This is a genomic window from Streptomyces sp. NPDC006516, from assembly GCF_040611875.1.
GTDB lineage: Bacteria > Actinomycetota > Actinomycetes > Streptomycetales > Streptomycetaceae > Streptomyces.
Genome location: NZ_JBEXPD010000001.1, coordinates 364,832 through 384,707, shown reverse-complemented (window position 1 = coordinate 384,707; position 19,876 = coordinate 364,832). Strand labels below are relative to the sequence as shown.

Sequence of the window (19,876 nt, the reverse complement as noted above, 5' to 3'; positions counted from 1 at the left end):
ATGCATGAATCGCACCTACCTGCGATTATCGGTTCGCTTCACCGAACCTCCACATCGTGCCACGCAGGTGAAGCAACCGGGACGAGGCGATCTGAGCCCTATCCTTGTCCCGGCACGGTCGCGGATGGCTTGAACGAGCGCCTTCCGGGGCACCAGGCCGACACCCGGCCCCCGTAGCTCAGTGGATAGAGCAGGCGCCTTCTAAGCGCTTGGCCGCAGGTTCGAGTCCTGCCGGGGGCGCTCATCGCGCAGCACGTCAGGCCCTCCCGCCGGGAGGGCCTTTTTCGCAGGTCACCGCACGGTAGCGAGGGCCGCGTAGCGAACGTGTAAGCACCGACCGTTCACAGGTCACGGCGGGGCGGGTCCACGCCACCCCGGCTCGCCTACCTCCGGCGCCGGACGTACCAAGCCGCCACGAGCACGATGAGTACGGCAACCACGAAGGCCCATACGGTCGTTGCGCCGTGGTACGAGCGGTAGGCGGTCAAGGCGAGCATGTCCGGCGGATACCCCGGACATGCGGCTTCATCCGGCACGGCCCCTTCGCCCCGCCGCCGCACGCGGTTTGCCATCCGGTGTTCGCCTCGGCCGCTCCCGCGCGGCCGGGGAACCGCCCTGCCCCCGAAACCGCTCCTCGCGCACCTCTGTCGCCGCACCGGTCGACCGTGATACTCATGAAAATGATTAGTCAGATTCTTGAGTATGGAGATGATCCGTGGACGCCGCAGACCTCTTCCGCACAGCCGTCGACAACCGGGACCTCGATGCCCTGGACGGCCTGCTCACCGATGACATCCGCCTCTTCAGCCCCGTCAAGTTCACGCCCTTCGAGGGCAAGCCGATGGTGATGGGGCTCCTCGGGGTCCTTCTGCGCACCTTCGAGGACTTCCGCTACATCGGCCACCACACCGGCTCCGCACAGACCAGCGGCGACGGCGGCACCGCACCGTCCGCGGTTCTCGTCTTCCGCGCCGAGGCCGGCGGCAAGGAGATCCACGGCATCGACCTGCTGCACTTCGACGACGACGGGCTGATCAAGGAAATCACCGTCATGGTCCGCCCGCAGTCGGCCGTGCACGCCCTCGGGGAAGCCGTCCTCACCGGTCTCGTCGCGGCAGGCCTGGCCCCCGCGCCCACGCCTTCGTAGACGCCCGCGGCGCGATCCGCCGGCGATCGCCCTGGTGCGTGCATCGGTCACCTGACACGGAACCGCACACGGGCAGCGGGCAGCGGGCAGCGGTAGCGGTCAGTCAGCGTCCGAGCCGTTCCAGCAGCGCGGGCACGTCCGCGAAGGAGTCCAGTACGTGGTCGGGGGCGCCTTCGGCCGCCTCCAGGGTCTCTGCGCGGTACTTGCCCGTCCTCACCAACGCGCCGGTGATGCCGTGGCGCTGGGCGCCCAGCACGTCCGACTCGATGTCGTCGCCCACCATCAGCGCCTCCTCGGGGGAGGCGCCGAGGTGGGCCAGGGCGGCGGCGAAGAAGGCACCGGACGGCTTGCCCGTGATGACGGCCTCGGTGCGCGCCGCCCGCTCCAGGCCGAGGAGGAACGCCCCCGTGTCGAGGGCGAGCCCGTCGGCGGTGCGCCAGTACAGGTTGCGGTGCATGGCCACGAGAGCGGCGCCCTGCTGGACGAGACGGAAGGCGCGGTCGAGAGCCGCGTAGGTGAACGCGTCGCCCGCGCCGCCGAGCACGACCACATCGGGCACCGCGCCGTCCGCGTCCTCCTGCTCCACGAGGGTCACCCCGGACAGGTCGGCCCGTACGTCACCGGAGTTGATCAGCAGACAGCGGGCGTCCGGGTGGTGCTCCCGCAGATGGGCCGCCGTGACGGCGGGCGCGGTGAGGATGTCGTCGGCGCCCACGGGGAAGCCCGATCCGGCCAGCCGCTCCGCGATCCGTGCGCGCGTGCGTGAGGTGGTGTTGGTGACGAGCGCCAGGGGTACACCGTCCGCGCGCAGCCGCTCCATGGCCCGTACGGCGCCGGGCAGCGGCTCCCACGACACCGTGAGTACGCCGTCGATGTCGATCAGTACCGCGCCGATTCGTTCCATGCCACCGACCGTCCCCGAGTTGCCCGATCAGTGCAAATGGGGTTGTTTCGAAGGTGGGGTGCGCGCGTGTGCTTCCGCTCCTCCCCTCTGTTGGAGGTGAACCACCGTGCTGTTCACCGACCGCACGGACGCCGGGCGGCGACTGGCCTCGGCACTGCGGCATCTGAAGGTGCGCGATCCCCTCGTCCTGGGGCTGCCACGTGGCGGGGTCCCGGTGGCGTACGAGGTGGCGCAGGCTCTCGACGCTCCGCTCGATGTGATCGTGGTCCGCAAACTGGGCGTGCCGCACCACCCGGAGCTGGGTTTCGGCGCCATAGGTGAGGGTGGGGTGCGGGTCATCAGCGACGAGATCGTGCGCCACGCCGGGGTCCGGGAGAAGGACCTCCTCTCCGTCGAGCGCGCCGAGGAGACGGAGCTCGTACGGAGGGCGGGGGCGTACAGGGAGGGCCGGCCGCGGCTCTCGCTGAAGGACCGCGCGGTGGTCGTGGTGGACGACGGGGTCGCCACCGGCGCCACCGCCAGAGCGGCCTGCCAGGTGGTGCGGGCGCAGGGCGCCGCCCATGTCGTCCTGGCGGTGCCGGTCGCTTCGCCCGATGCGGTCGTCCGGCTCCGCGAGGACGTGGACGAGGTCGTGTGCCTCTCGACTCCGAACCTCTTCTCCGCCGTGGGTGAGTGGTACCGCGACTTCTCCCAGACCTCCGACGAGGAGGTCGTCGCCCTGCTGGCGCGAGCCCCCGCCGGCCACGTGGGCACCGAGGACGTCGAGGTGGACGCCGGAGGGGTCCCTCTCGCCGGGGACCTCACTCTCCCCGGGGACGCGGGTGCGCTGGTGGTGTTCGCCCACGGCTCGGGCAGCAGCCGCCACAGTCCGCGCAACCGCTCCGTGGCCACGGCGCTGAACCGGGCCGGTCTGGGCACCCTGCTCTTCGACCTGCTCACCCCCGGTGAGGAGGTCTACCGCGCCAATGTCTTCGACATCGACCTGCTGGCCGGGCGGCTCACGGACACCACCCGCTGGGTGAGGGACCGGGTGTCCCTCACCGTCGGCACCTTCGGGGCGAGTACGGGGGCGGCGGCGGCGTTGCGGGCCGCTGCCGCTCCGGACCCCGGGGTGGGCGCCGTGGTGTCCCGCGGCGGTCGTCCCGATCTGGCCGGAGCCGACCTCTCCGGGGTACGGGCGCCCACCCTGCTGATCGTGGGTGGCGACGACACCACGGTCATCGATCTCAACCGCCAGGCCCAGGCAGCGCTGCGCTGCGAGAACCGGCTGGAGATCATTCCGGGTGCCACGCACCTGTTCGAGGAACCCGGCGCGCTGGACCGGGTGGCGGAACTGGCCCGGGACTGGTTCACCGCTCATCTCCTTCCGTGACAACCGCCGCGCCCCCCGGAGGCCGCGAGCTGCGGGCGGAGGCCGTGAACTCCGGGCGGAGGCCGTGAACTCCGGGCGGAGGCCGTGAGGCTGTTTCCCGGCCCACGGACGCGGCCTACCCTGTCCGGAGCGGTCCGGCGACAGGGGTGAGCACTCGTGCGGGTGAGGCTGGTGGACGGCGCGAGCCTTCGGGTGCACGCCGACGGGATTCGGCGGGTGTACGCCGACGTGTTCTCGGCACCGCCGTGGAACGAGGACCCCGCAGCTGCTTCGGCGTACGTGGACCGCCTTGCCGCGGACGCCGAACGTCCCGGCTTCACCGCAGCGTTGGCGCTCGCCTCGGACACGGTGGTCCGCGGATTCGCCACCGCCTGGACCACGCCCGGCACCTTCCCCACCGACCGCAGTTACGGGCACATCGCACAGGCGCTCGGCTCCGAGCGGGTCACGGCGTGGCTGTGCGGCGCCCTGGAGGTCGACGAGCTCGCCGTCGCCCCCACCGCACGCGGCACCGGGCTGGGCGCGGCCCTGCTGGCGGCGGTCGGCGAGGGGGCGCCCGACGGGCGTTGCTGGCTGCTGACCTCCCTGCGGGCGGAGGCGACGCTGCGCTTCTACCGGCGCGCGGGATGGCACCAGGTGCCCGTGGCGGTACCCGGCAGGGCGGGGCTCGTGGTCCTCCTCGGCCCCCGCCATCCGGCGGCGGCCGGCCTCGCCCGCCGGCCCTGATCGAAACACCCGCTGCGGACTTGTGAGTCGAGCGATGCACGCCCGTTATATGAATCGATTCAAGAGCGGAGGACGATAGCGGGCCACCCGAAGGCTGTCAAGGGGCACCCACCCAATCCCCTTATTCAGGTGCCACATCGCCCTCCCCGCTGAACTTCCCGGAATCAACCCATTGACTGCGCTCGCAATCCCCGTTTAGCTTCCGAGCAACCTCATTGAAACCTTTCACGGCGGGTGGAGCGACCCGGCCCCACCGTTGAGGAGTTCTCATGAACCAGTCCGCCCCGGACCCTGCCCCGGTCCTGGCCCTCAAGGGCGTGAGCAAGTCCTTCGGTGCCGTACGGGCCCTTCAGGACGTGTCCTTGCAGCTGTTCCCCGGTGAGGCCCACGCCCTCGCGGGTGAGAACGGAGCGGGGAAGTCGACCCTGATCAAGGCCCTGGCCGGAGTGCACCGACCGGACGGTGGCGAGGTGCTCCTCGACGGCGAGCCCGTCGTGTTCCACGGCCCGGCCGACGCACGCAACGCGGGGATCGCGGTCATCTACCAGGAGCCGACGCTCTTCCCCGATCTGTCCATCGCCGAGAACATCTTCATGGGCCGTCAGCCCCGGCGCTCCCTCGGCCGCATCGACCGCAGGGCGGTGCACGGGACCACCGCCGGGCTGATGCGCAGACTCGGGGTCGATCTGGCCCCGGACCGGCCGGCCCGTGGGCTGTCGATCGCCGACCAGCAGATCGTCGAGATCGCCAAGGCGCTCTCCTTCGACGCCCGGGTCCTGATCATGGACGAGCCGACGGCCGCCCTGACGGGCAGTGAGACGGCCCGGCTCTTCTCCGTCGTACGGACGCTCCGCTCCGAGGGCGCTGCCGTCCTGTTCATCTCCCACCGCCTCGACGAGATCTTCGAGCTGTGCCAGCGCGTCACCACCCTGCGCGACGGCCGGTGGATCTCCTCCGAGCCGCTGGCCGGGCTCACCGAGGACGACCTGGTGCGCAGGATGGTCGGCCGTGACCTCGGCGACCTCTACCCCAAGCAGGACGCCGAGGTCGGTGAAGTCGCGCTGTCCGTGCACCGGCTGACCCGTGAGGGTGTCTTCCGTGACGTGTCGTTCGACGTCCGGCGCGGTGAGATCGTCGCGCTCGCCGGACTCGTCGGCGCCGGCCGCACGGAGGTCGCCCAGGCCGTGTTCGGCGTGGACCGTGCCGACGCGGGCGAGGTGAAGGTGGCGGGCGCGGTGCTTCGCCCCAATTCGCCGACCGCCGCGATGGACGCCGGGCTCGCGCTCGTGCCCGAGGACCGGCGTCAGCGCGGGCTGGTCATGGATATGTCGATCGAGCGCAACATCGGCCTGACCGGCCTGGGCGAGGTCCGTAGGCGCGGGCTGGTCAGCCGCGCCCTGGAGTACGACCGGGCCGCGGACTGGGCGGTGCGGCTCCAGCTCAAGTACAACCGGCTGGGCGACGCCGTGGGCGTGCTGTCCGGGGGCAACCAGCAGAAGGTCGTGCTGGCCAAATGGCTGGCGACCGGACCCGCCGTCCTGATCGTCGACGAGCCGACACGGGGGATCGATGTCGGCACCAAGGCGGAGGTCCACCGGCTGCTGTCCTCGCTCGCGGCGGACGGCCTCGCCGTCCTGATGATCTCCTCCGATCTGCCGGAGGTCATCGGCATGGCCGACCGGGTGCTCGTGATGCACGAGGGCCGGCTCGTCGCCGAGATCCCGCGCGACAGGGCCACCGAGGAATCGGTCATGGCGGCGGCCACCGGACGCAACGAGAGGGCAGCGGCATGACCACCACCATGGAGAGCCCCCCGGACACCGCGAAGGCTCCGGAACGGAGTGCCTCCTCGCTCGTGGACGCCGTCTTCCGGGCCCGCGAGATCTCGATCGCCGCGGCGCTGGCCCTGCTGATCGTGGGTACCTCTCTGGCCAACCCGCGCTTCCTCTCGGACCAGGGCGTCAAGGACCTGCTGCTCAACGCGTCGATCCTGGTACTGCTCGCCGTCGGGCAGTCCGCCGTGGTGATCACCCGCAACATCGACCTGTCCGTCGGCTCCGTCGTCGGCCTGTCCGCCTTCGCCTGCGGCAAGTTCGTCGCCGGGAGCGACCACGGCGTGCTGACCGTGATGCTGCTCGGCATCGCCATCGGCGTGGTCTGCGGCCTCGTCTCGGGCGCACTCGTCAGCTTCGGCAAGGTCCCGGCGCTCGTCGTGACCCTGGGGATGCTCTACATCATCCAGGGCGTCGACTACTGGTGGGCGCAGGGCGAACAGATCAGCGCCTCCGACGTGCCGGAGGCCGTCCTGGGCCTCGGCAGCGGGAGCGTGCTGGGCGTCCCCTACCTGCCGCTGATCGCGGTCGTCCTGCTCGCGGCGACGGCGTACTTCCTGCGCGGTTACCGCTCGGGCCGTGAGCTGTACGCCATCGGGTCCAGCCCCGAGGCCGCGCGTCTCGCGGGCATCCCGATCCGCCGCCGTGTGCTCGCCGCGTACGCCTTCTCGGGGGCTGTCGCCGGCTTCGCCGGGGCCCTGTGGCTGGCCCGGTTCGGCACCGTCGTCGCGGACAACGCGCACGGCTGGGAGCTGACCGTCGTCAGCGCCGTGGTCGTCGGCGGTGTCGCCATCACCGGTGGCACCGGCACCGTCTGGGGCGCCGCGCTCGGCGCACTGCTGCTCACCACCATCGGCAGCGTCCTGGTGGTCCTGAAGGTGGATTCCTTCTGGCAGGGCGCCATCACCGGTGCGCTCCTCCTGCTGGCCATCAGCGTCGACCGGATCGTGAACCTGCGGATGACCGCCGCACTGAGGAAGAGGAGCGCCCGCCATGACCACGGCGCCTGACAAGCAGACGGCTTCCACGTCCCGGGGTTCTCTCGTGCGGGGCCTGGCGCTGCGCTGGGACACCGCGGTCGGCGTCCTGCTGGTGGCCGTGCTGGCTGTCGGTCTGGGGAGCACGGAGGGCTTCGGTTCGAGCGAGAACCTCGCCTTCGCCTTCAACGACATCGCCGAGGTCGCGCTCATCGCGCTGCCGATGACCCTCCTGGTCGTCGCCGGCCAGGTGGACCTCTCGGTGGCCTCCATGCTGGGCCTGGGCAGTGCGCTGACCGGTGCGCTGTGGGAGGCGGGCTGGGCCTTCGAGATGATCGTGCCGGTGGTGCTCCTGGTGGGCGTCGCCGGCGGACTCCTCAACGGATGGCTGGTCACCAGGGTGGGCCTGCCGTCCCTCGCCGTCACCATCGGCACCCTGGCGCTCTACCGTGGTCTGGCCTCGGTGGCGCTCGGCAGCGACGCGGTGACGGACTTCCCGCAGGTGTACGCGGACTGGGCCGTCGACACCACGACCGTCCCCGGCACCTTCCTCACCTATCCGGTGCTGCTCTTCCTCGTCCTGGCCGTCGTCACGGCGGTGGTGCTGCACGCCACCGGCCTGGGCCGCTCGCTCTTCGCGATCGGCGCCCAGGAGGAGGCGGCGTACTTCGCCGGGATCAGGGTCAAGCGGATCAAGCTGCTGCTCTTCGTCCTGACCGGGCTGTTCTCCGCCTTCGCGGGTGTCGTCTTCACCCTGCGCTACGGAAGTGCCCGCGCGGACAACGGACTCGGCTTCGAGATGCTCGTCATCGCGTCCGTCCTGCTGGGCGGCATCGACTTCGACGGCGGCAAGGGCACGCTCTTCGGGGCGGTGGCCGGTGTGCTGCTGATCGGCGTCCTGAAGAACCTGCTCACCCTCAACGACATCGCCAACGAGGTGCAGGTCATCGTGACCGGGCTGCTGCTCGTGGCGTCCGTCCTGACCCCACGCGTCATCGCCACCGTCGTCGAGCGACGGCACAGACGGGCCGCGAACGCCCCCGTGACCCAGCAGTGAATCCCTTCCTCCCTCCTCGAAAGGCACACGCCGCCATGATGCTCCGCAATGCCGCTGGGCGCCGCGCCGTCGCGACCGCCGCCACCGCCGTCTCGCTCGCACTCGCCCTGACCGCCTGTTCCGGCACCACGAAGGACAGCAAGGACACCGGTGGGGCAAAGGCGGCGAGCAACGCGAAGGCCGACCCGGACGCCCCGCTGAAGAAGGGACTGAAGCTCGGATTCCTGCCCAAGCAGATCAACAACCCGTACGAGAAGATCGTCGACGAGGCGGGCATCGCGGCGGCGAAGGAGTTCGGCGGCACCGGCAAGGAGGTGGGTCCGTCCGACGCGAACGCCTCCTCGCAGGTCTCCTACATCAACACCTTGATCCAGCAGCGCCAGGACGCGATCCTCATCGCGGCCAACGACCCGAACGCGGTCTGCGGTCCGCTCAAGCAGGCCATGAAGAAGGACATCAAGGTCGTCGCCTACGACTCCGACACGGCGAAGGACTGCCGCCAGCTCTTCATCAACCAGGCCAGCTCCGAGGAGATCGGCCGCAGCCTGGTCCAGCACCTCGGGAAGCAGATCGGCCACAAGGGCAAGATCGCGATCCTGTCGGCCACCCAGAACGCGACCAACCAGAACACCTGGATCGAGTACATGAAGGAGGAGCTGAAGCTCCCCGCGTACAAGGACATGGAGCTGGTCAAGGTCGCGTACGGCGACGACGCGGACCAGAAGTCCTTCCAGCAGACCCAGGGGCTCCTGCAGGCCTACCCGGACCTCAAGGGCATCATCTCCCCCACCACGGTGGGCATCGCGGCCGCCGCACGCTACCTGAGCGACTCCTCGTACAAGGGCAAGGTCGTGCTCAACGGGCTCGGCACGCCGAACCAGATGCGCAAGTACGTCAAGGACGGCACCGTCGAGCAGTTCTCGCTCTGGAACCCGGAGGAGCTCGGCTACCTCGGCTCGTACGCGGCTGCCGCGCTGGCGTCGGGACAGATCACGGGCGCCGAGGGCGAGAAGTTCGAGGCGGGCAAGCTCGGCGAGTACACCGTAGGCAAGGACGGCGAGGTCATCCTCGGCGAGCCCACCGTGTTCGGCTCCGAGAACATCGACACCTTCAACTTCTGAGCGGGGGGAACGGCTTCATGCAGCGCGTCTGCTTTCTGCTGAAGGTCCGCGAGGACCGCAAGGACGAATACCGCGAGCGTCATGCGGCGGTGTGGCCCGACATGCTCGCCGCGCTGTCGGAGGCGGGCTGGCACAACTACTCGCTCTTCCTGCGCGAGGACGGTCTGCTGGTCGGCTATCTGGAGACGGAGGACTTCGACGCGGCCCGCGAGGCGATGGCCGCGACGGAGGTCAACGCCCGGTGGCAGCGGGAGATGGCCGAATTCTTCGAGCAGGAGGAGGCGGCGGACGAGGCCATGGTCCCGCTGACCGAGGTGTTCCACCTGGCCTGACGAGCGGCCCGGGCAGTCGGCCCCGGCTGTCACCGAAAGCCGGGGCGGCGCCCGTCAGGACGCGGCGAGAGCGCCGTGTACGTCCGGGTACTCCACCTCGTCGGCACGCCTGTGTCCGAGGCCCGCCGGCCTCGCGGCCAGCGGCTGCCCGTCCAGCAGCGCCTGCGCGCCCTCGTCGCCGAGCGTGCCCGTGGACGACGGGGACCGTGGGCCAGCGCCGCCACCGACAGCACGGGGCCCGGCGGAGGTGGTCCCCCGCCGGGCCCCGGGCCGGCTCAGCCGACCTCGCCCTCGCCCTCACCGCCCGGGGGTTCGTCGCCGCCGCCGTTCTTGATGCGGTCCGCCTGCTCGATCGCCGTGGCGAGCTTGGCGACCGAGCTGTCCTCGGTGGAGGATGCCAACGCGCTTGCGCGGTCGGCGAGTTCGCCGAGCGAAGGGGTCCCGGCCAGGTCGCCGCCCCGCAGCGTGTCCGCGAAGTACGCGGCCACCGCCGCCACCTGGAGCCGTGCGCTGTCGCCGCCCCAGAGCTTGCCGTCGATCGCGCCGGTCTCCACCGACCCGGTCTCCTCGTGCGCCTTCCGCGTCTTCGGGTCCAGCCAGCGCACCGTCGCCGTCGCCACATGGCCGGACGCCCCCTCGCGGAGCCGTACGGCGTAGAGCGCTGTCACCGTGTGGCCGGGGCCGACCTCTCCTCCGTCGACGCTGTCGTCGCGGAAGTCGTCGTCGGCGACCTTGCGGTTCTCGTATCCGATGAGCTCGAACTGCGCCACGGTCTCGCGGTCGAACGCCACCTGGGCCTTGGCGTCGCGGGCACGCAGCTCGACGTGGGCGGGCAACTGGTCGACGAAGACCTTCCTGGCCTGGGTCTCGTCGGCGATGTACGTGGTGTTGCCGTCGCCCTTGTTGGTGAGCTGTTCCATCAGGTCGTCGCCGTAGTCGCTGCCCACGCCGACGCCGAACAGCGTGATGCCGTACTCCTTGCGGGCCTCGCCGATCCGCTCGAGGATCGCGTCGGCCTCGGTCTCGCCGGTGTTGGCGAGCGCGTCGGAGAGCAGGACGACCCGGTTGGTCGCGCCCTTGCGGTGGCCTTCGACCGCCTCGTCGTACCCCTGCTGGACGCCCGCCGCCACGTTCGTCGAGTCGGCCGGCTCCAGCTCCTCGATGGCGTCCCGGACCTTGGTGCGGTTGCCCCGCAGGCGGGTCATCGGCAGCCGGGTCTCGGCCTCCCCGCTGAAGGTGACCAGCGAGACCGAGTCGTCGTCGCGCAGTTCGTCGGCGAGGATGCCCAGCGACGTCTTCGCCAGGTCGAGACGGCCCGGCTCGGACATCGATCCGGAGATGTCGACGACGAAGGTCAGTGCGGCGGGCGGGCGTTCACCGGCGTCCGATGCGGGCCTGGTGGCCAGCCCGACGCGTACGAGCGACCAGTCCGCCGCCCCGGCGCCGGACTCGGCGCCGTCGACGGAGACCGAGAAGCCGTTGCCCTCGGGTGACTTGTAGCCCTGGCGGAAGCTGTTGACGAACTCCTCCGGGCGGACGGTGTCCGGCGCGGGCAGCTGCCCGTCACCGAGCGTGCGGCGCGCGTATCCGTAGCTCGCGGTGTCGACGTCGAGCGCGAAGGTCGACAGGTAGTCGGGCTCGGGCACCTCGCTCTCCCGGGCGTCGCCGTCCTCCACCACGCTCGCCCCGTCCTCCTGCTGCGCCGGGGCGGGCTGCCTGCCCCCGGCGGGGCCACCGGTGCCCGCGGCACGGTCGGAGGTGGCGCGCTCGTCCGTGTCCGACGCACCGCAGCCGGTGAGCAGGATCCCACCCGCCAGGAGCAGTGCCACGGCCCCTCGATACGTCCTCGCCCTGTGTTCCATACGTACCCCCCATGTCGTGGACATCTGTCAATGTGACGTCCGGGACGGCCGGGCGGAGTCGTCGGTAGCGTTGCGGAACCGTCTCGAAGCGGCAACAGCGACGGGTGGGCCGGGGGGAGCGTCGCCCTCAGGACACGATGTCCTTACGGCTGAACCCCCGGAAGGCGAGGGCGAAGAGAATCAGCGCGTAGGTCACCGACACGGCAGCGCCCTTGAGCATCCCGCCCCATTCGAGATCCGGCTGGAGTGCGTCCGCCCAGGCGAACTGCCAGTGCGCGGGCAGGAACTCACGCCAGGTGCCGAGTGCGGTCACGGCGTCCAGGACGTTGCCGACGATGGTCAGCCCCACCGCGCCGCCCACCGCGCCGAGCGGGGCGTCCGTCTTCGTCGACAGCCAGAACGCCAGGCCCGCGGTGACGAGCTGCGACAGGAAGATGAAGGCGACCACGAGCGCGAGGCGCGGCACGGTGTCCGAGGCGGCGAGGGCACCTCCGGTGGGCAGCTCCAGCGGCCCCCAGCCGTACGCGGCGGCTCCCGCGGCCAGCGCGACGACCGGCAGCAGCACCATCGCGGCCAGGCTGAAGCCGAGTGCCACGACGAGCTTGCTCCACAGCAGCCTGGCCCGGGGTACCGGAGCCGCCAGCAGGTAGCGCAGGGAGGACCAGCTCGCCTCGGAGGCGACGGTGTCGCCGCAGAAGAGGGCCACCGGCACCACGAGCAGGAAACCGGCGGAGACGAACAGGCAGGTGGCCGCGAAGTTCGCCGCGGACTCCGTCGCGACGTCCATGAGGTTGATCCGCGAGCCGCCTCCGCCGCCCCCGTCACCTCCGTCACCGCCGCCCGGGGTGCCGCCGATCGCGAAGGCGATGATCAGGATGAACGGCAGGGCGGCCAGCACCCCGCCCATGAGCAGGGTGCGTCGCCTGCGCAGCTGTCTCATCGCCTCCACACGCAGCGGGAGCGTGCGGCGGGCGTGGTAGCCGGGGGCTTCGGCCAGGGCCTGGACCTCTGTTGTGGAGCTCATGCGGTTCCTTGGGAGATGAGGGTGAGGAACGCGTCCTCCAGGCGGCGGTGCGGCCCGACACCCGTCACCGGCACGTCGAGACGCACCAGCTCGGCGACCAGCTGCGCCGCGGTGGCACCGTCGAGACGGACGAGCAGCCCGTGGCCGTCGTCCACGCGGACGGCGGAGCCGATGCCCGGGAGGGCGGCCACCTTGTCCACGAGCGGTTCGGCGACCTCGCCCGCGGTCGTGACGAGCAGCATGTCGCCGGAGCCCGTGATCTCGGCGACCGGTCCGGCCTGGACGAGTCGGCCCCGGTCCATGACCACGAGATGGGTGCAGGACTGTTCCACCTCGGAGAGGAGGTGACTGGAGACGATCACGGTCCGGCCCCCGGCGGCGTAACGGATCATCACGTCCCGCATCTCGCGGATCTGGGGCGGGTCCAGGCCGTTGGTCGGTTCGTCGAGGATGAGCAGGTCCGGCATGCCCAGCATGGCCTGGGCGATGGCGAGGCGCTGCCGCATGCCCTGCGAGTAGGTGCGCACGGCTCGGGCCAGGGCGTCGCCGAGTCCGGCGATCTCCAGGGCCTCGTCGATGCGGGCGTCCTCGGCGGGCCGTCCGGTGGCCTGCCAGTACAGCTCCAGGTTGGAGCGGCCGGAGAGGTGCGGCAGGAAGCCGGCGCCCTCGACGAAGGAACCGACCCGGGACAGCACGGGCGCCCCGGGGCGGATCGCGTGCCCGAAGACGCGGATCTCGCCCGCGTCGGGGGTGATCAGGCCCATCAGCATGCGCAGGGTGGTGGTCTTGCCCGCACCGTTGGGCCCGAGGAGGCCGAGCACCTGCCCCTTCTCGACGCGGAAGCCGAGGTCGCGCACCGCGAATGGGGTCTCCCCTGCTCGAACGGAGTTGAGAGCTCGGGGAAGGTCGGCGGACTTGGCGTACTTCTTGGACAGGCCCGTGATCTGGAGCGGTACGCCGGCCAGTGCCGGGTCCGGCGCCGGAGTCACGGTGCGCCGCCGTGCGGTGAGCAGGAGGGCCGCCGCGATGACCACGGCGGCTGCCGGGAGCCCCCAGGTCCACCAGGGCAGGGCCGCCGCGGCGGTCCTCACCCCGGGTGCGGTGGGCACGGTGAGCGGTCCGGCGAGGGAGACGGTGTAGGTCGCGGGCTCGGCGGGCGAGGCGTAGCCGAGGTCCGTCGCGGAGAGGACGAGGCGGAGCCGGTGCCCTGCCTCGACCTCGTGGTCGACGGCGGGCAGGGTCAGCTCGACCGGCTTCCCCTGCTCGTCGGCGGTGATCCGGTACGGGGCGACGAGCTGGTTGGGCAGCACCTGCTGCGCGCCGTCCGGCGAGACGTCGTAGACCTTGCCGAACAGCACCGCGTCGCCCTGGTCCGCCTTCACGTTCACGCGGACCGTGGGGGATCCGGTGACGTGGACCGCGCTGTCCAGCGGGGCGGACTCGAAGCGTGCGTACTGCCCGGGGAAGTCGAGCGAGAACCCGACACCGAGCGAGGACAGCTGGGAGAGGCCGCCGCCGACGCCGGGGAGGGCGGAGATGGAGGGCGGGTTCGCTCCGGCGGGGTTACGGAAGGTCTGGGTCGTGCCGCCCGGGGCGGCGCCCTGCCCGCCGGGGCCCTCCCCCTCCTTGGCGGAGCCCTGTCCCCCGCCCTTGGCGGGCTGCTGCCCCCCGCCGGTCAGGGTGATCTTCCTGCCCCCGCTGGTGAGGCCGGGGTACGTGGCGCTGCTCGCTCCGCGCTTCAGGGCCTGGCCGTCGGTGGAGTCGACGCCGCCGGTCCGGGTGACGCGGAATCCGGGCCCGGTGTCGACGCCCTCGTCCTCCTTCAGATACCGGTCGAACCAGGCACCGACGCGGGCCGCGACGCGGTCGCCCTCGTCGTCCCCGCCGTCGTGCCCGCCGGAGATCCAGTCGACGGAGACCGGCGCGCCGTTGGCCTTGACGGCCTTGGCCATGGCGTCGGCCTGACCGAGCGGGAAGAGCGAGTCGCTCTGGCCCTGGAGGATGAGCGCGGGCACGTCGATCTTGTCGGCCACGGCAGCGGGGGAACGTTCCGCCAGGAGAGCGCGCGCGGCGGCGTCCGGCTTGCCGCTGACGGCGACCCGCTCGTACATCTCGCACAGCTGCTTCTGGAACTTCTCGCAGCCGCCGCCGGAGGTGACGAAGATCCCTGCCCAGAGCTTCTTGAACACCCCGTCGGGGAAGAGCGCGTCGGCGAGGTTCCAGTAGCTGATCACCGGTGCGACGGCGTCGACCCGCTCGTCGTGGCCGGCGGCCAGCAGCGACACGGCGCCACCGTACGAGGCCCCGGTGACACCGACGCGCGGGTCGCCCTTCGCGTCGAGCTCGACCTCGGGGCGGTCCGCCAGCCAGTCGATGAGCCCGGACACGTCCTTGACCTCGCCGTCCGGGGCGTTGAGCGTGATCTCCCCGGTGGTCTTCCCGAAGCCGCGGGCGGACCAGGTCATGACGGCGTAACCGTCAGCGGCGAGCTTCTCGGCCTGGGCACGCACATCGTCCTTGCTGCCGCCGAAACCGTGCCCGATGAGCACGGCGGGCCGGCGCTGCGAACCTCCGGACGTGAAGTACGAGGTGTCGACCGACACCCCGTTCATCTTCATCATCCGGTCGTGCCGTTCGACGGACGGCACAGTGTCGTCGGCGACGGCGCTCCACGTGCCCGCCCCCGCGAGTACGGCGAGGGCGGCGACGACCGCGGCCCACCGGCCTGGGGTACGGGGCAGCCGGTGCCGCCACCGGGAAGTCGGTTTCTCCATGACTCGACCCTAAGCGGAGTGGTCGGCCGCCCTGGGTGCCCCCGGGGGGAAGTGCACGGTATCCCTGGGAGGTACGGCGGCCACCCGCCGTACTCCGCATGCGGTACGCCGCCCGCACGAAAGGCCCCATTCATGGACATCCGGATCCGTCCGGCCACGACCGCGGCGGAGCTACTCGCCGCCCCGCACCTCTACGACACCGCGCCCCGCCCCGAGTGGGCGGCCCGTTTCCTTGCGGCGGACGGGCATCTGATGCTGATCGCGTACAGGGGGGACGCTCCCGTGGGCTTCGTCTCGGGCGTCGAGATGCTGCACCCGGACAAGGGCACGGAGATGTGCCTGTACGAACTCTCCGTCGACGAGCGGTACCGCCGCCGGGGCGTCGGGCGTGCGCTCACCGAGGCCCTGGCGGCGCGGGCGCGGGATCGCGGCTGTTACGACATGTGGGTGGGGGTGGAGCGCGACAACGAGGCCGCGCTCGCCACCTACCGCTCGGCGGGTGCTGCGGACGACGGGGTGTTCACGACGCTGACCTGGGAGTTCGGCACCGTTCGATGAGCGCGGGTGGGCCCCCGCCCTCGGGTGGTCCCCCGCCGTCGCGCGCCGCTCGGCTGTCCGGGCTGTCATTGCTGTGCCGGCTGTCCCGGGCCGCCGTTGCTGTGCCCGCTATCCCAGCCCGCCGTTGCTGTGGAGCAGCTGGCCGTTGATCCATCCGCCCTTCGCCGAGCACAGGAACGTGACCAGGTTCGCGCAGTCCTGGGGCACACCGAGCCTGCTGAGGGGCGTCCAGCCTGCCATGTCCGTCTTCTGCTCCTCGGTCATCCACCCGGTGTCGGTCGGGCCGGGGTTGACGGCGTTGCAGGTGACACCGAGCTGCGCCAGCTCGCGGGCGGCGGCCAGGGTGATCCGGTCCATCGCCCCCTTGCTCGCCCCGTAGGGCAGGTTGCCGGCGGTGTGGTCGCTGGTCAGACTGACGATCCGTCCACTCCCGTGCGGGCCGCGGAACCGCAGTCCGTGCTCCCGGATCAGGAGCCAGGTCGCCCGCGCGTTGACGGCGAAGTGCCGGTCGAAGCTCTCCACTGTGGTGTCCAGCAGCCCGGAGCCGACCGACTCGCAGTGGCAGAGCACCAGCGCGGTGACGTTGCCCAGCTCGCGTTCGACACTCTCGAAGAGCTGAGCCGGCACGTCCGGGTCGCTCAGGTCGGCCTCGACGGCGAACACCCTCGCCCCGAGGGACGCCGCCTCTCTCCGGAGCTCCGCCGGCGCGCCGGGCTCCGCCCCCCACGCCATGCGCGCGTCGTACGGGGTCCAGTAGGAGAAGGCCACGTCCCAGCCGGACCGGGCAAGGTCCAGCACCACGGAGGCGGCGATCCCCGCCGACCGGCCCGCGCCCGTGACGAGGGCCAGCGGGCGGCTCCCGGCGCTCATCGGCCCGCCTCGACGGGCAGGGGCGCGGCGAGGCCGGTGAGCGGGGTCTCCTCGGGGAGCAGCCCGGCCGCCCGGCCCGGCTCGCCCGCCCGCAGGAGGCCGTGGATCTCGTGGGCGAGCGGCGTGACGTCGGTGACGGAGACGAGCCACTCGTCCGCGTAGCGCCGCGCGGCCTCCCCGCTCAGCCCGAGCTGGAGGGACCGGTACGGGAGGGGATTCAGGTGGAGGTCGCGTTCGGGGTCCCACTGCACCCGGGTGGGGCTGCGGCGCAGGCTGCGCTGCCAGGCGGCCCGATCGGGGTGCACTCCCCGTACGTAGTGCGAGAGTTCGGCGTTCTCCAGGGCCCAGGCGAAGCCCTCGCGGGTGATCTCGACGGCGAGCACGGTCTCCTGGCCCTCTTTCTCGGCCCAGCCGCAGCGGTACATCATCCACAGGAAGCTCGGCTTGATCCAGGTCATGCGGTCGCGCTTCCAGGCGGGCGGGAAGCGCCCGTCACGGGCGGCGGGCAGTCCGAGCGAGGGCCGGTAGGCCTGGTACACGGTGACGGTGGAGTCGGTGTGCTGCGCGCGGATCTCATAACGGGGCGGACCGCTCTGGTCGTTCATACGCCCCAGGATGCGGGGCCCCCGCACCCCATGGCACCTGGTTTTCCTCGCACCTGGTTCGTGGCGCGGCACCGGCAATGTTCCGGACGGGTGACCGGCGTCAAGGGCGCGGCTCCGGCACCGGTCGCAGCGTCGGCCACCGGTCGAGGAGGGCGCGTCGCAGCCGCGCCGCCAGGGTGCTCAGGCTCCGCAGCCCTTCCTGGCCGGCGGTCGCGTCGGCCACCACGGCGAGCCGGTGGACGAGACGTTGGCGGGCGGTCGCCGTGCCCCAGGTCCAGTCCTCGTCCGGGAGGCGGGCGAGGTGGTCGGTGCCGTCGCGGTGGGCGCGCTGGACCAAGGCGTCGCCCCGGATCAGCCAGCCCGCGCAGGCGTCGGCGAGACCTGTGTCGGGGAGCGCGGTGCCGGTCTCGGCGTGCCAGGCCGTGCGGTAGGCGGCCTCGGCGCGCTCCAGCAGGAGTCCGGAGGATCGGGTGACGCACCAGCAGGTCGGGAAGCCGACGCGGAGGTAGGCGAGTTCCATGAGGCCGCTGCCCAGGGAGGCCTGCTCGAAGTCGATGAACCTGACGCCGTCCGGGGTGTGCAGGTCGTTGCCCGGGCAGGGGTCTCCGTGGAGCAGGGCGGTCCCTTCCGCCCGGCCGAGGCGCTCCACGAGTGCGAGGAGTTCGTCCCGTACCGCTGGCTCTTCGGGGACCCCGAGGGTGCCGGCCAGGGTGAGGAACGAGCCGACGTCGGCCGTGGTCGGGCCCTGCCACCGGGGCAGGGCCCCGGCGTCCCCGGGGCCCGCGGTGCTGTGCAGCCGCGCGAGGGCCGCCGCGTAGGCGACGATCCAGTCGGCGGCGGGCCGCCGGTGGTCGAGGTGTTCGAGGACGAGCACCCGCTCGGCGGGGTCGGTGCCGAGGAGTTCGGGCGCGACCGGGGATGCGGCACGGGCGGCGATGCGCAGGGAGGCCACCTCGCGCGCGTACCGCTCGTCTGCCTCGGGGGCTTCCACCAGTTGTTTCAGCACGGCGGGGCGCCCGGCCAGCTCGATGCGCCAGACCCGTGAGCGAGGGCTGCTCTCCAGCGGGGACGGGCGTGCGGGCGGACCCAGCCGGGCCCTGAGTGCCTCGCCGAACGGAAGGTGCGACGCCGTCTCCATGCGGCCAGTGTTCCATTCCGGACCCCGGCGCCCCGGCCCTTTTCGAGGGCGCGGGGGGGGCGCCGGGGGTGGGTCAGTGGTTGCGGGGGAAGCCGAGGTCCACGCCCGCCGGGGCGTCGGCCGGGTCGGGCCAGCGGGTGGTGACGACCTTGCCCCGGGTGTAGAAGTGCACGCCGTCGTTGCCGTAGATGTGGTGGTCGCCGAAGAGGGAGTCCTTCCAGCCACCGAAGGAGTGGTAGCCGACCGGCACAGGGATCGGGACGTTGACGCCGACCATTCCGGCCTCGATCTCCAGCTGGAAGCGCCGCGCCGCGCCGCCGTCACGCGTGAAGATCGCGGTGCCGTTACCGAAGGGCGAGGCGTTCATGAGGGCGACGCCGTCCTCGTACGTGTCGACGCGCAGGACGCACAGGACGGGGCCGAAGATCTCGTCGCGGTAGGCGTCGGAGTCCGTGGAGACGTTGTCCAGGAGGGACAGTCCGATCCAGTGGCCGTCCTCGAAGCCCTCGACCGTGTGGCCGGTGCCGTCGAGGACGACGTCGGCGCCCTGCGCGGCTGCCCCGGTCACGTAGGAGGCGACCTTGTCGCGGTGGGCTGCGGTGATCAGCGGGCCCATCTCGGAGGTGGGGTCGGTGCCAGGCCCGATCTTGATCTTCTCGGCGCGCTCGCGGATCTTCGCGACCAGCTCGTCCGCGACGGAACGCACGGCGACGACAGCGGAGATGGCCATGCATCGCTCACCGGCGGAGCCGTACGCGGCGGAGACGGCGGCGTCGGCCGCGGCGTCCAGGTCGGCGTCGGGGAGGACCAGCATGTGGTTCTTCGCGCCGCCGAGTGCCTGGACACGCTTGCCGTTCGCGGAGGCGGTGGCGTGGATGTACCGGGCGATGGGAGTGGAGCCGACGAAGGAGACGGCGGCGACGTCGGGATGGGCGAGGAGCCCGTCCACGGCGACCTTGTCACCGTGCAGGACGTTCAGCACGCCGTCGGGCAGCCCGGCCTCGGCGGCGAGCTCCGCGAGCAGGTTGGCGGCCGACGGGTCCTTCTCGCTGGGCTTCAGGACGAAGGTGTTCCCGCACGCGACCGCCAGCGGGAACATCCACATCGGCACCATGGCCGGGAAGTTGAAGGGCGTGATGCCCGCGACGACGCCGAGCGGCTGGCGGATCGAGGAGACGTCGACACGGCTGGAGACCTGGGTCGACAGCTCGCCCTTGAGCTGTGTGGTGATGCCGCAGGCCAGCTCCACGATCTCCAGGCCCCGGGCGACCTCGCCCAGCGCGTCGGAGTGCACCTTGCCGTGCTCGGCGGTGATCAGCGCGGCGATCTCGTCACGGTGGGCGTCGAGCAGGGCCCGGTAACGGAAGAGGACGGCGGTGCGGGCGGAGAGCGAGGAGGTGCCCCAGGTCTCGTACGCGGTCTTCGCGGCGGCGACGGCGGCGTCGACCTCCTCGACGGAGGCGAGCGCGACCCGGGTGGTGACGGCGCCGGTCGCCGGATCGGTGACCGGCCCGTGGTTGCCCGACGTGCCTTCGACGGTCTTGCCACCGATCCAGTGGTTGACGGTCTTCATGACG

At 71.6% G+C, this 19,876-nt stretch carries 17 protein-coding genes and 1 tRNA gene; 10 read left to right on the top strand and 8 right to left on the bottom strand.

All coding sequences use genetic code 11. The features are described 5' to 3' along the window. The first annotated feature begins 167 nt into the window (after positions 1-167). Both ABZY45_RS01685 and ABZY45_RS01680 read left to right on the top strand, forming a co-directional pair. Positions 168-240, top strand: a tRNA-Arg gene (locus tag ABZY45_RS01685). 475 nt (positions 241-715) lie between these two features. Further along, entirely contained in the window at positions 716-1,147 is a 432-nt protein-coding gene (locus ABZY45_RS01680; protein WP_356735011.1) for a nuclear transport factor 2 family protein, read from the top strand. A gap of 103 nt (positions 1,148-1,250) precedes the next feature. On the opposite strand, the gene ABZY45_RS01675 is transcribed toward ABZY45_RS01680, so the two are convergent. Further along, complete coding sequence (locus ABZY45_RS01675; RefSeq protein WP_356735009.1) at positions 1,251-2,051, bottom strand: TIGR01458 family HAD-type hydrolase; 801 nt, start codon at positions 2,049-2,051, stop codon at positions 1,251-1,253. Between the two features lie 106 nt (positions 2,052-2,157). On the opposite strand from ABZY45_RS01675, the gene ABZY45_RS01670 reads away from it, so the two are divergent. The 7 genes from ABZY45_RS01670 (at position 2,158) to ABZY45_RS01640 (ending at position 9,468) form a co-directional block, all read left to right on the top strand. Continuing rightward, positions 2,158-3,423: a phosphoribosyltransferase family protein gene (locus ABZY45_RS01670; protein ID WP_356735007.1), complete on the top strand. Its 1,266-nt coding sequence runs from the start codon at positions 2,158-2,160 to the stop codon at positions 3,421-3,423. A 156-nt stretch (positions 3,424-3,579) separates the two neighbouring features. Then, positions 3,580-4,149 carry a GNAT family N-acetyltransferase gene (locus ABZY45_RS01665; RefSeq protein WP_356735005.1) on the top strand — a complete coding sequence of 190 codons (570 nt, stop codon included), beginning with the start codon at positions 3,580-3,582 and terminating at the stop codon, positions 4,147-4,149. A 269-nt stretch (positions 4,150-4,418) separates the two neighbouring features. Continuing rightward, positions 4,419-5,942, top strand: coding sequence for a sugar ABC transporter ATP-binding protein (locus ABZY45_RS01660; RefSeq protein ID WP_356735003.1), 1,524 nt, complete (start codon positions 4,419-4,421; stop codon positions 5,940-5,942). Continuing rightward, positions 5,939-6,991: an ABC transporter permease gene (locus ABZY45_RS01655; protein WP_356735001.1), complete on the top strand. Its 1,053-nt coding sequence runs from the start codon at positions 5,939-5,941 to the stop codon at positions 6,989-6,991. Before ABZY45_RS01660 ends, ABZY45_RS01655 begins: the two co-directional genes overlap by 4 nt. Beyond that, positions 6,975-8,015, top strand: a complete 1,041-nt coding sequence (locus ABZY45_RS01650; RefSeq protein WP_356734999.1) for an ABC transporter permease — start codon at positions 6,975-6,977, stop codon at positions 8,013-8,015. Before ABZY45_RS01655 ends, ABZY45_RS01650 begins: the two co-directional genes overlap by 17 nt. Positions 8,016-8,050: 35 nt before the next feature. Beyond that, on the top strand, positions 8,051-9,136 hold the full coding sequence (gene rhaS / locus ABZY45_RS01645; protein ID WP_356734997.1) for a rhamnose ABC transporter substrate-binding protein: 1,086 nt from the start codon (positions 8,051-8,053) through the stop codon (positions 9,134-9,136). Between the two features lie 17 nt (positions 9,137-9,153). Then, positions 9,154-9,468, top strand: a complete 315-nt coding sequence (locus tag ABZY45_RS01640) for an L-rhamnose mutarotase (protein ID WP_356734995.1) — start codon at positions 9,154-9,156, stop codon at positions 9,466-9,468. A 275-nt stretch (positions 9,469-9,743) separates the two neighbouring features. On the opposite strand, the gene ABZY45_RS01635 is transcribed toward ABZY45_RS01640, so the two are convergent. The 3 genes from ABZY45_RS01635 to ABZY45_RS01625 all read right to left on the bottom strand — a co-directional run bounded on the left by ABZY45_RS01635 (position 9,744) and on the right by ABZY45_RS01625 (position 15,128). Beyond that, the gene (locus tag ABZY45_RS01635) at positions 9,744-11,330 is read right to left on the bottom strand and encodes a von Willebrand factor type A domain-containing protein (protein ID WP_356734993.1); all 1,587 of its coding nucleotides are present in this window, start codon (positions 11,328-11,330) and stop codon (positions 9,744-9,746) included. Positions 11,331-11,457: 127 nt separating this feature from the next. Next, positions 11,458-12,354, bottom strand: a complete 897-nt coding sequence (locus ABZY45_RS01630) for an ABC transporter permease (RefSeq protein WP_356734991.1) — start codon at positions 12,352-12,354, stop codon at positions 11,458-11,460. Continuing rightward, positions 12,351-15,128 (bottom strand): alpha/beta fold hydrolase, encoded by a 2,778-nt coding sequence (locus tag ABZY45_RS01625; protein WP_356734989.1) that lies wholly within the window; start codon positions 15,126-15,128, stop codon positions 12,351-12,353. Before ABZY45_RS01625 ends, ABZY45_RS01630 begins: the two co-directional genes overlap by 4 nt. A gap of 138 nt (positions 15,129-15,266) precedes the next feature. Here ABZY45_RS01625 and ABZY45_RS01620 point away from each other — a divergent pair, with 138 nt between their 5' ends. Continuing rightward, a complete protein-coding gene (locus tag ABZY45_RS01620) occupies positions 15,267-15,686 on the top strand; it encodes a GNAT family N-acetyltransferase (RefSeq protein ID WP_356736540.1) in 420 nt (139 codons plus the stop codon). A gap of 108 nt (positions 15,687-15,794) precedes the next feature. On the opposite strand, the gene ABZY45_RS01615 is transcribed toward ABZY45_RS01620, so the two are convergent. The 4 genes from ABZY45_RS01615 to mmsA form a co-directional block, all read right to left on the bottom strand. Beyond that, entirely contained in the window at positions 15,795-16,556 is a 762-nt protein-coding gene (locus ABZY45_RS01615; protein ID WP_356734987.1) for an SDR family oxidoreductase, read from the bottom strand. Then, positions 16,553-17,161 carry a DUF4291 domain-containing protein gene (locus tag ABZY45_RS01610; protein WP_356734985.1) on the bottom strand — a complete coding sequence of 203 codons (609 nt, stop codon included), beginning with the start codon at positions 17,159-17,161 and terminating at the stop codon, positions 16,553-16,555. The genes ABZY45_RS01615 and ABZY45_RS01610 overlap by 4 nt, the downstream gene beginning before the upstream one ends. 100 nt (positions 17,162-17,261) lie before the next feature. After that, entirely contained in the window at positions 17,262-18,299 is a 1,038-nt protein-coding gene (locus tag ABZY45_RS01605; RefSeq protein ID WP_356734983.1) for an aminoglycoside phosphotransferase family protein, read from the bottom strand. Positions 18,300-18,372: 73 nt separating this feature from the next. After that, positions 18,373-19,872 carry a CoA-acylating methylmalonate-semialdehyde dehydrogenase gene (gene mmsA, locus ABZY45_RS01600; protein ID WP_356734981.1) on the bottom strand — a complete coding sequence of 500 codons (1,500 nt, stop codon included), beginning with the start codon at positions 19,870-19,872 and terminating at the stop codon, positions 18,373-18,375. Between the last annotated feature and the right edge of the window lie 4 nt (positions 19,873-19,876).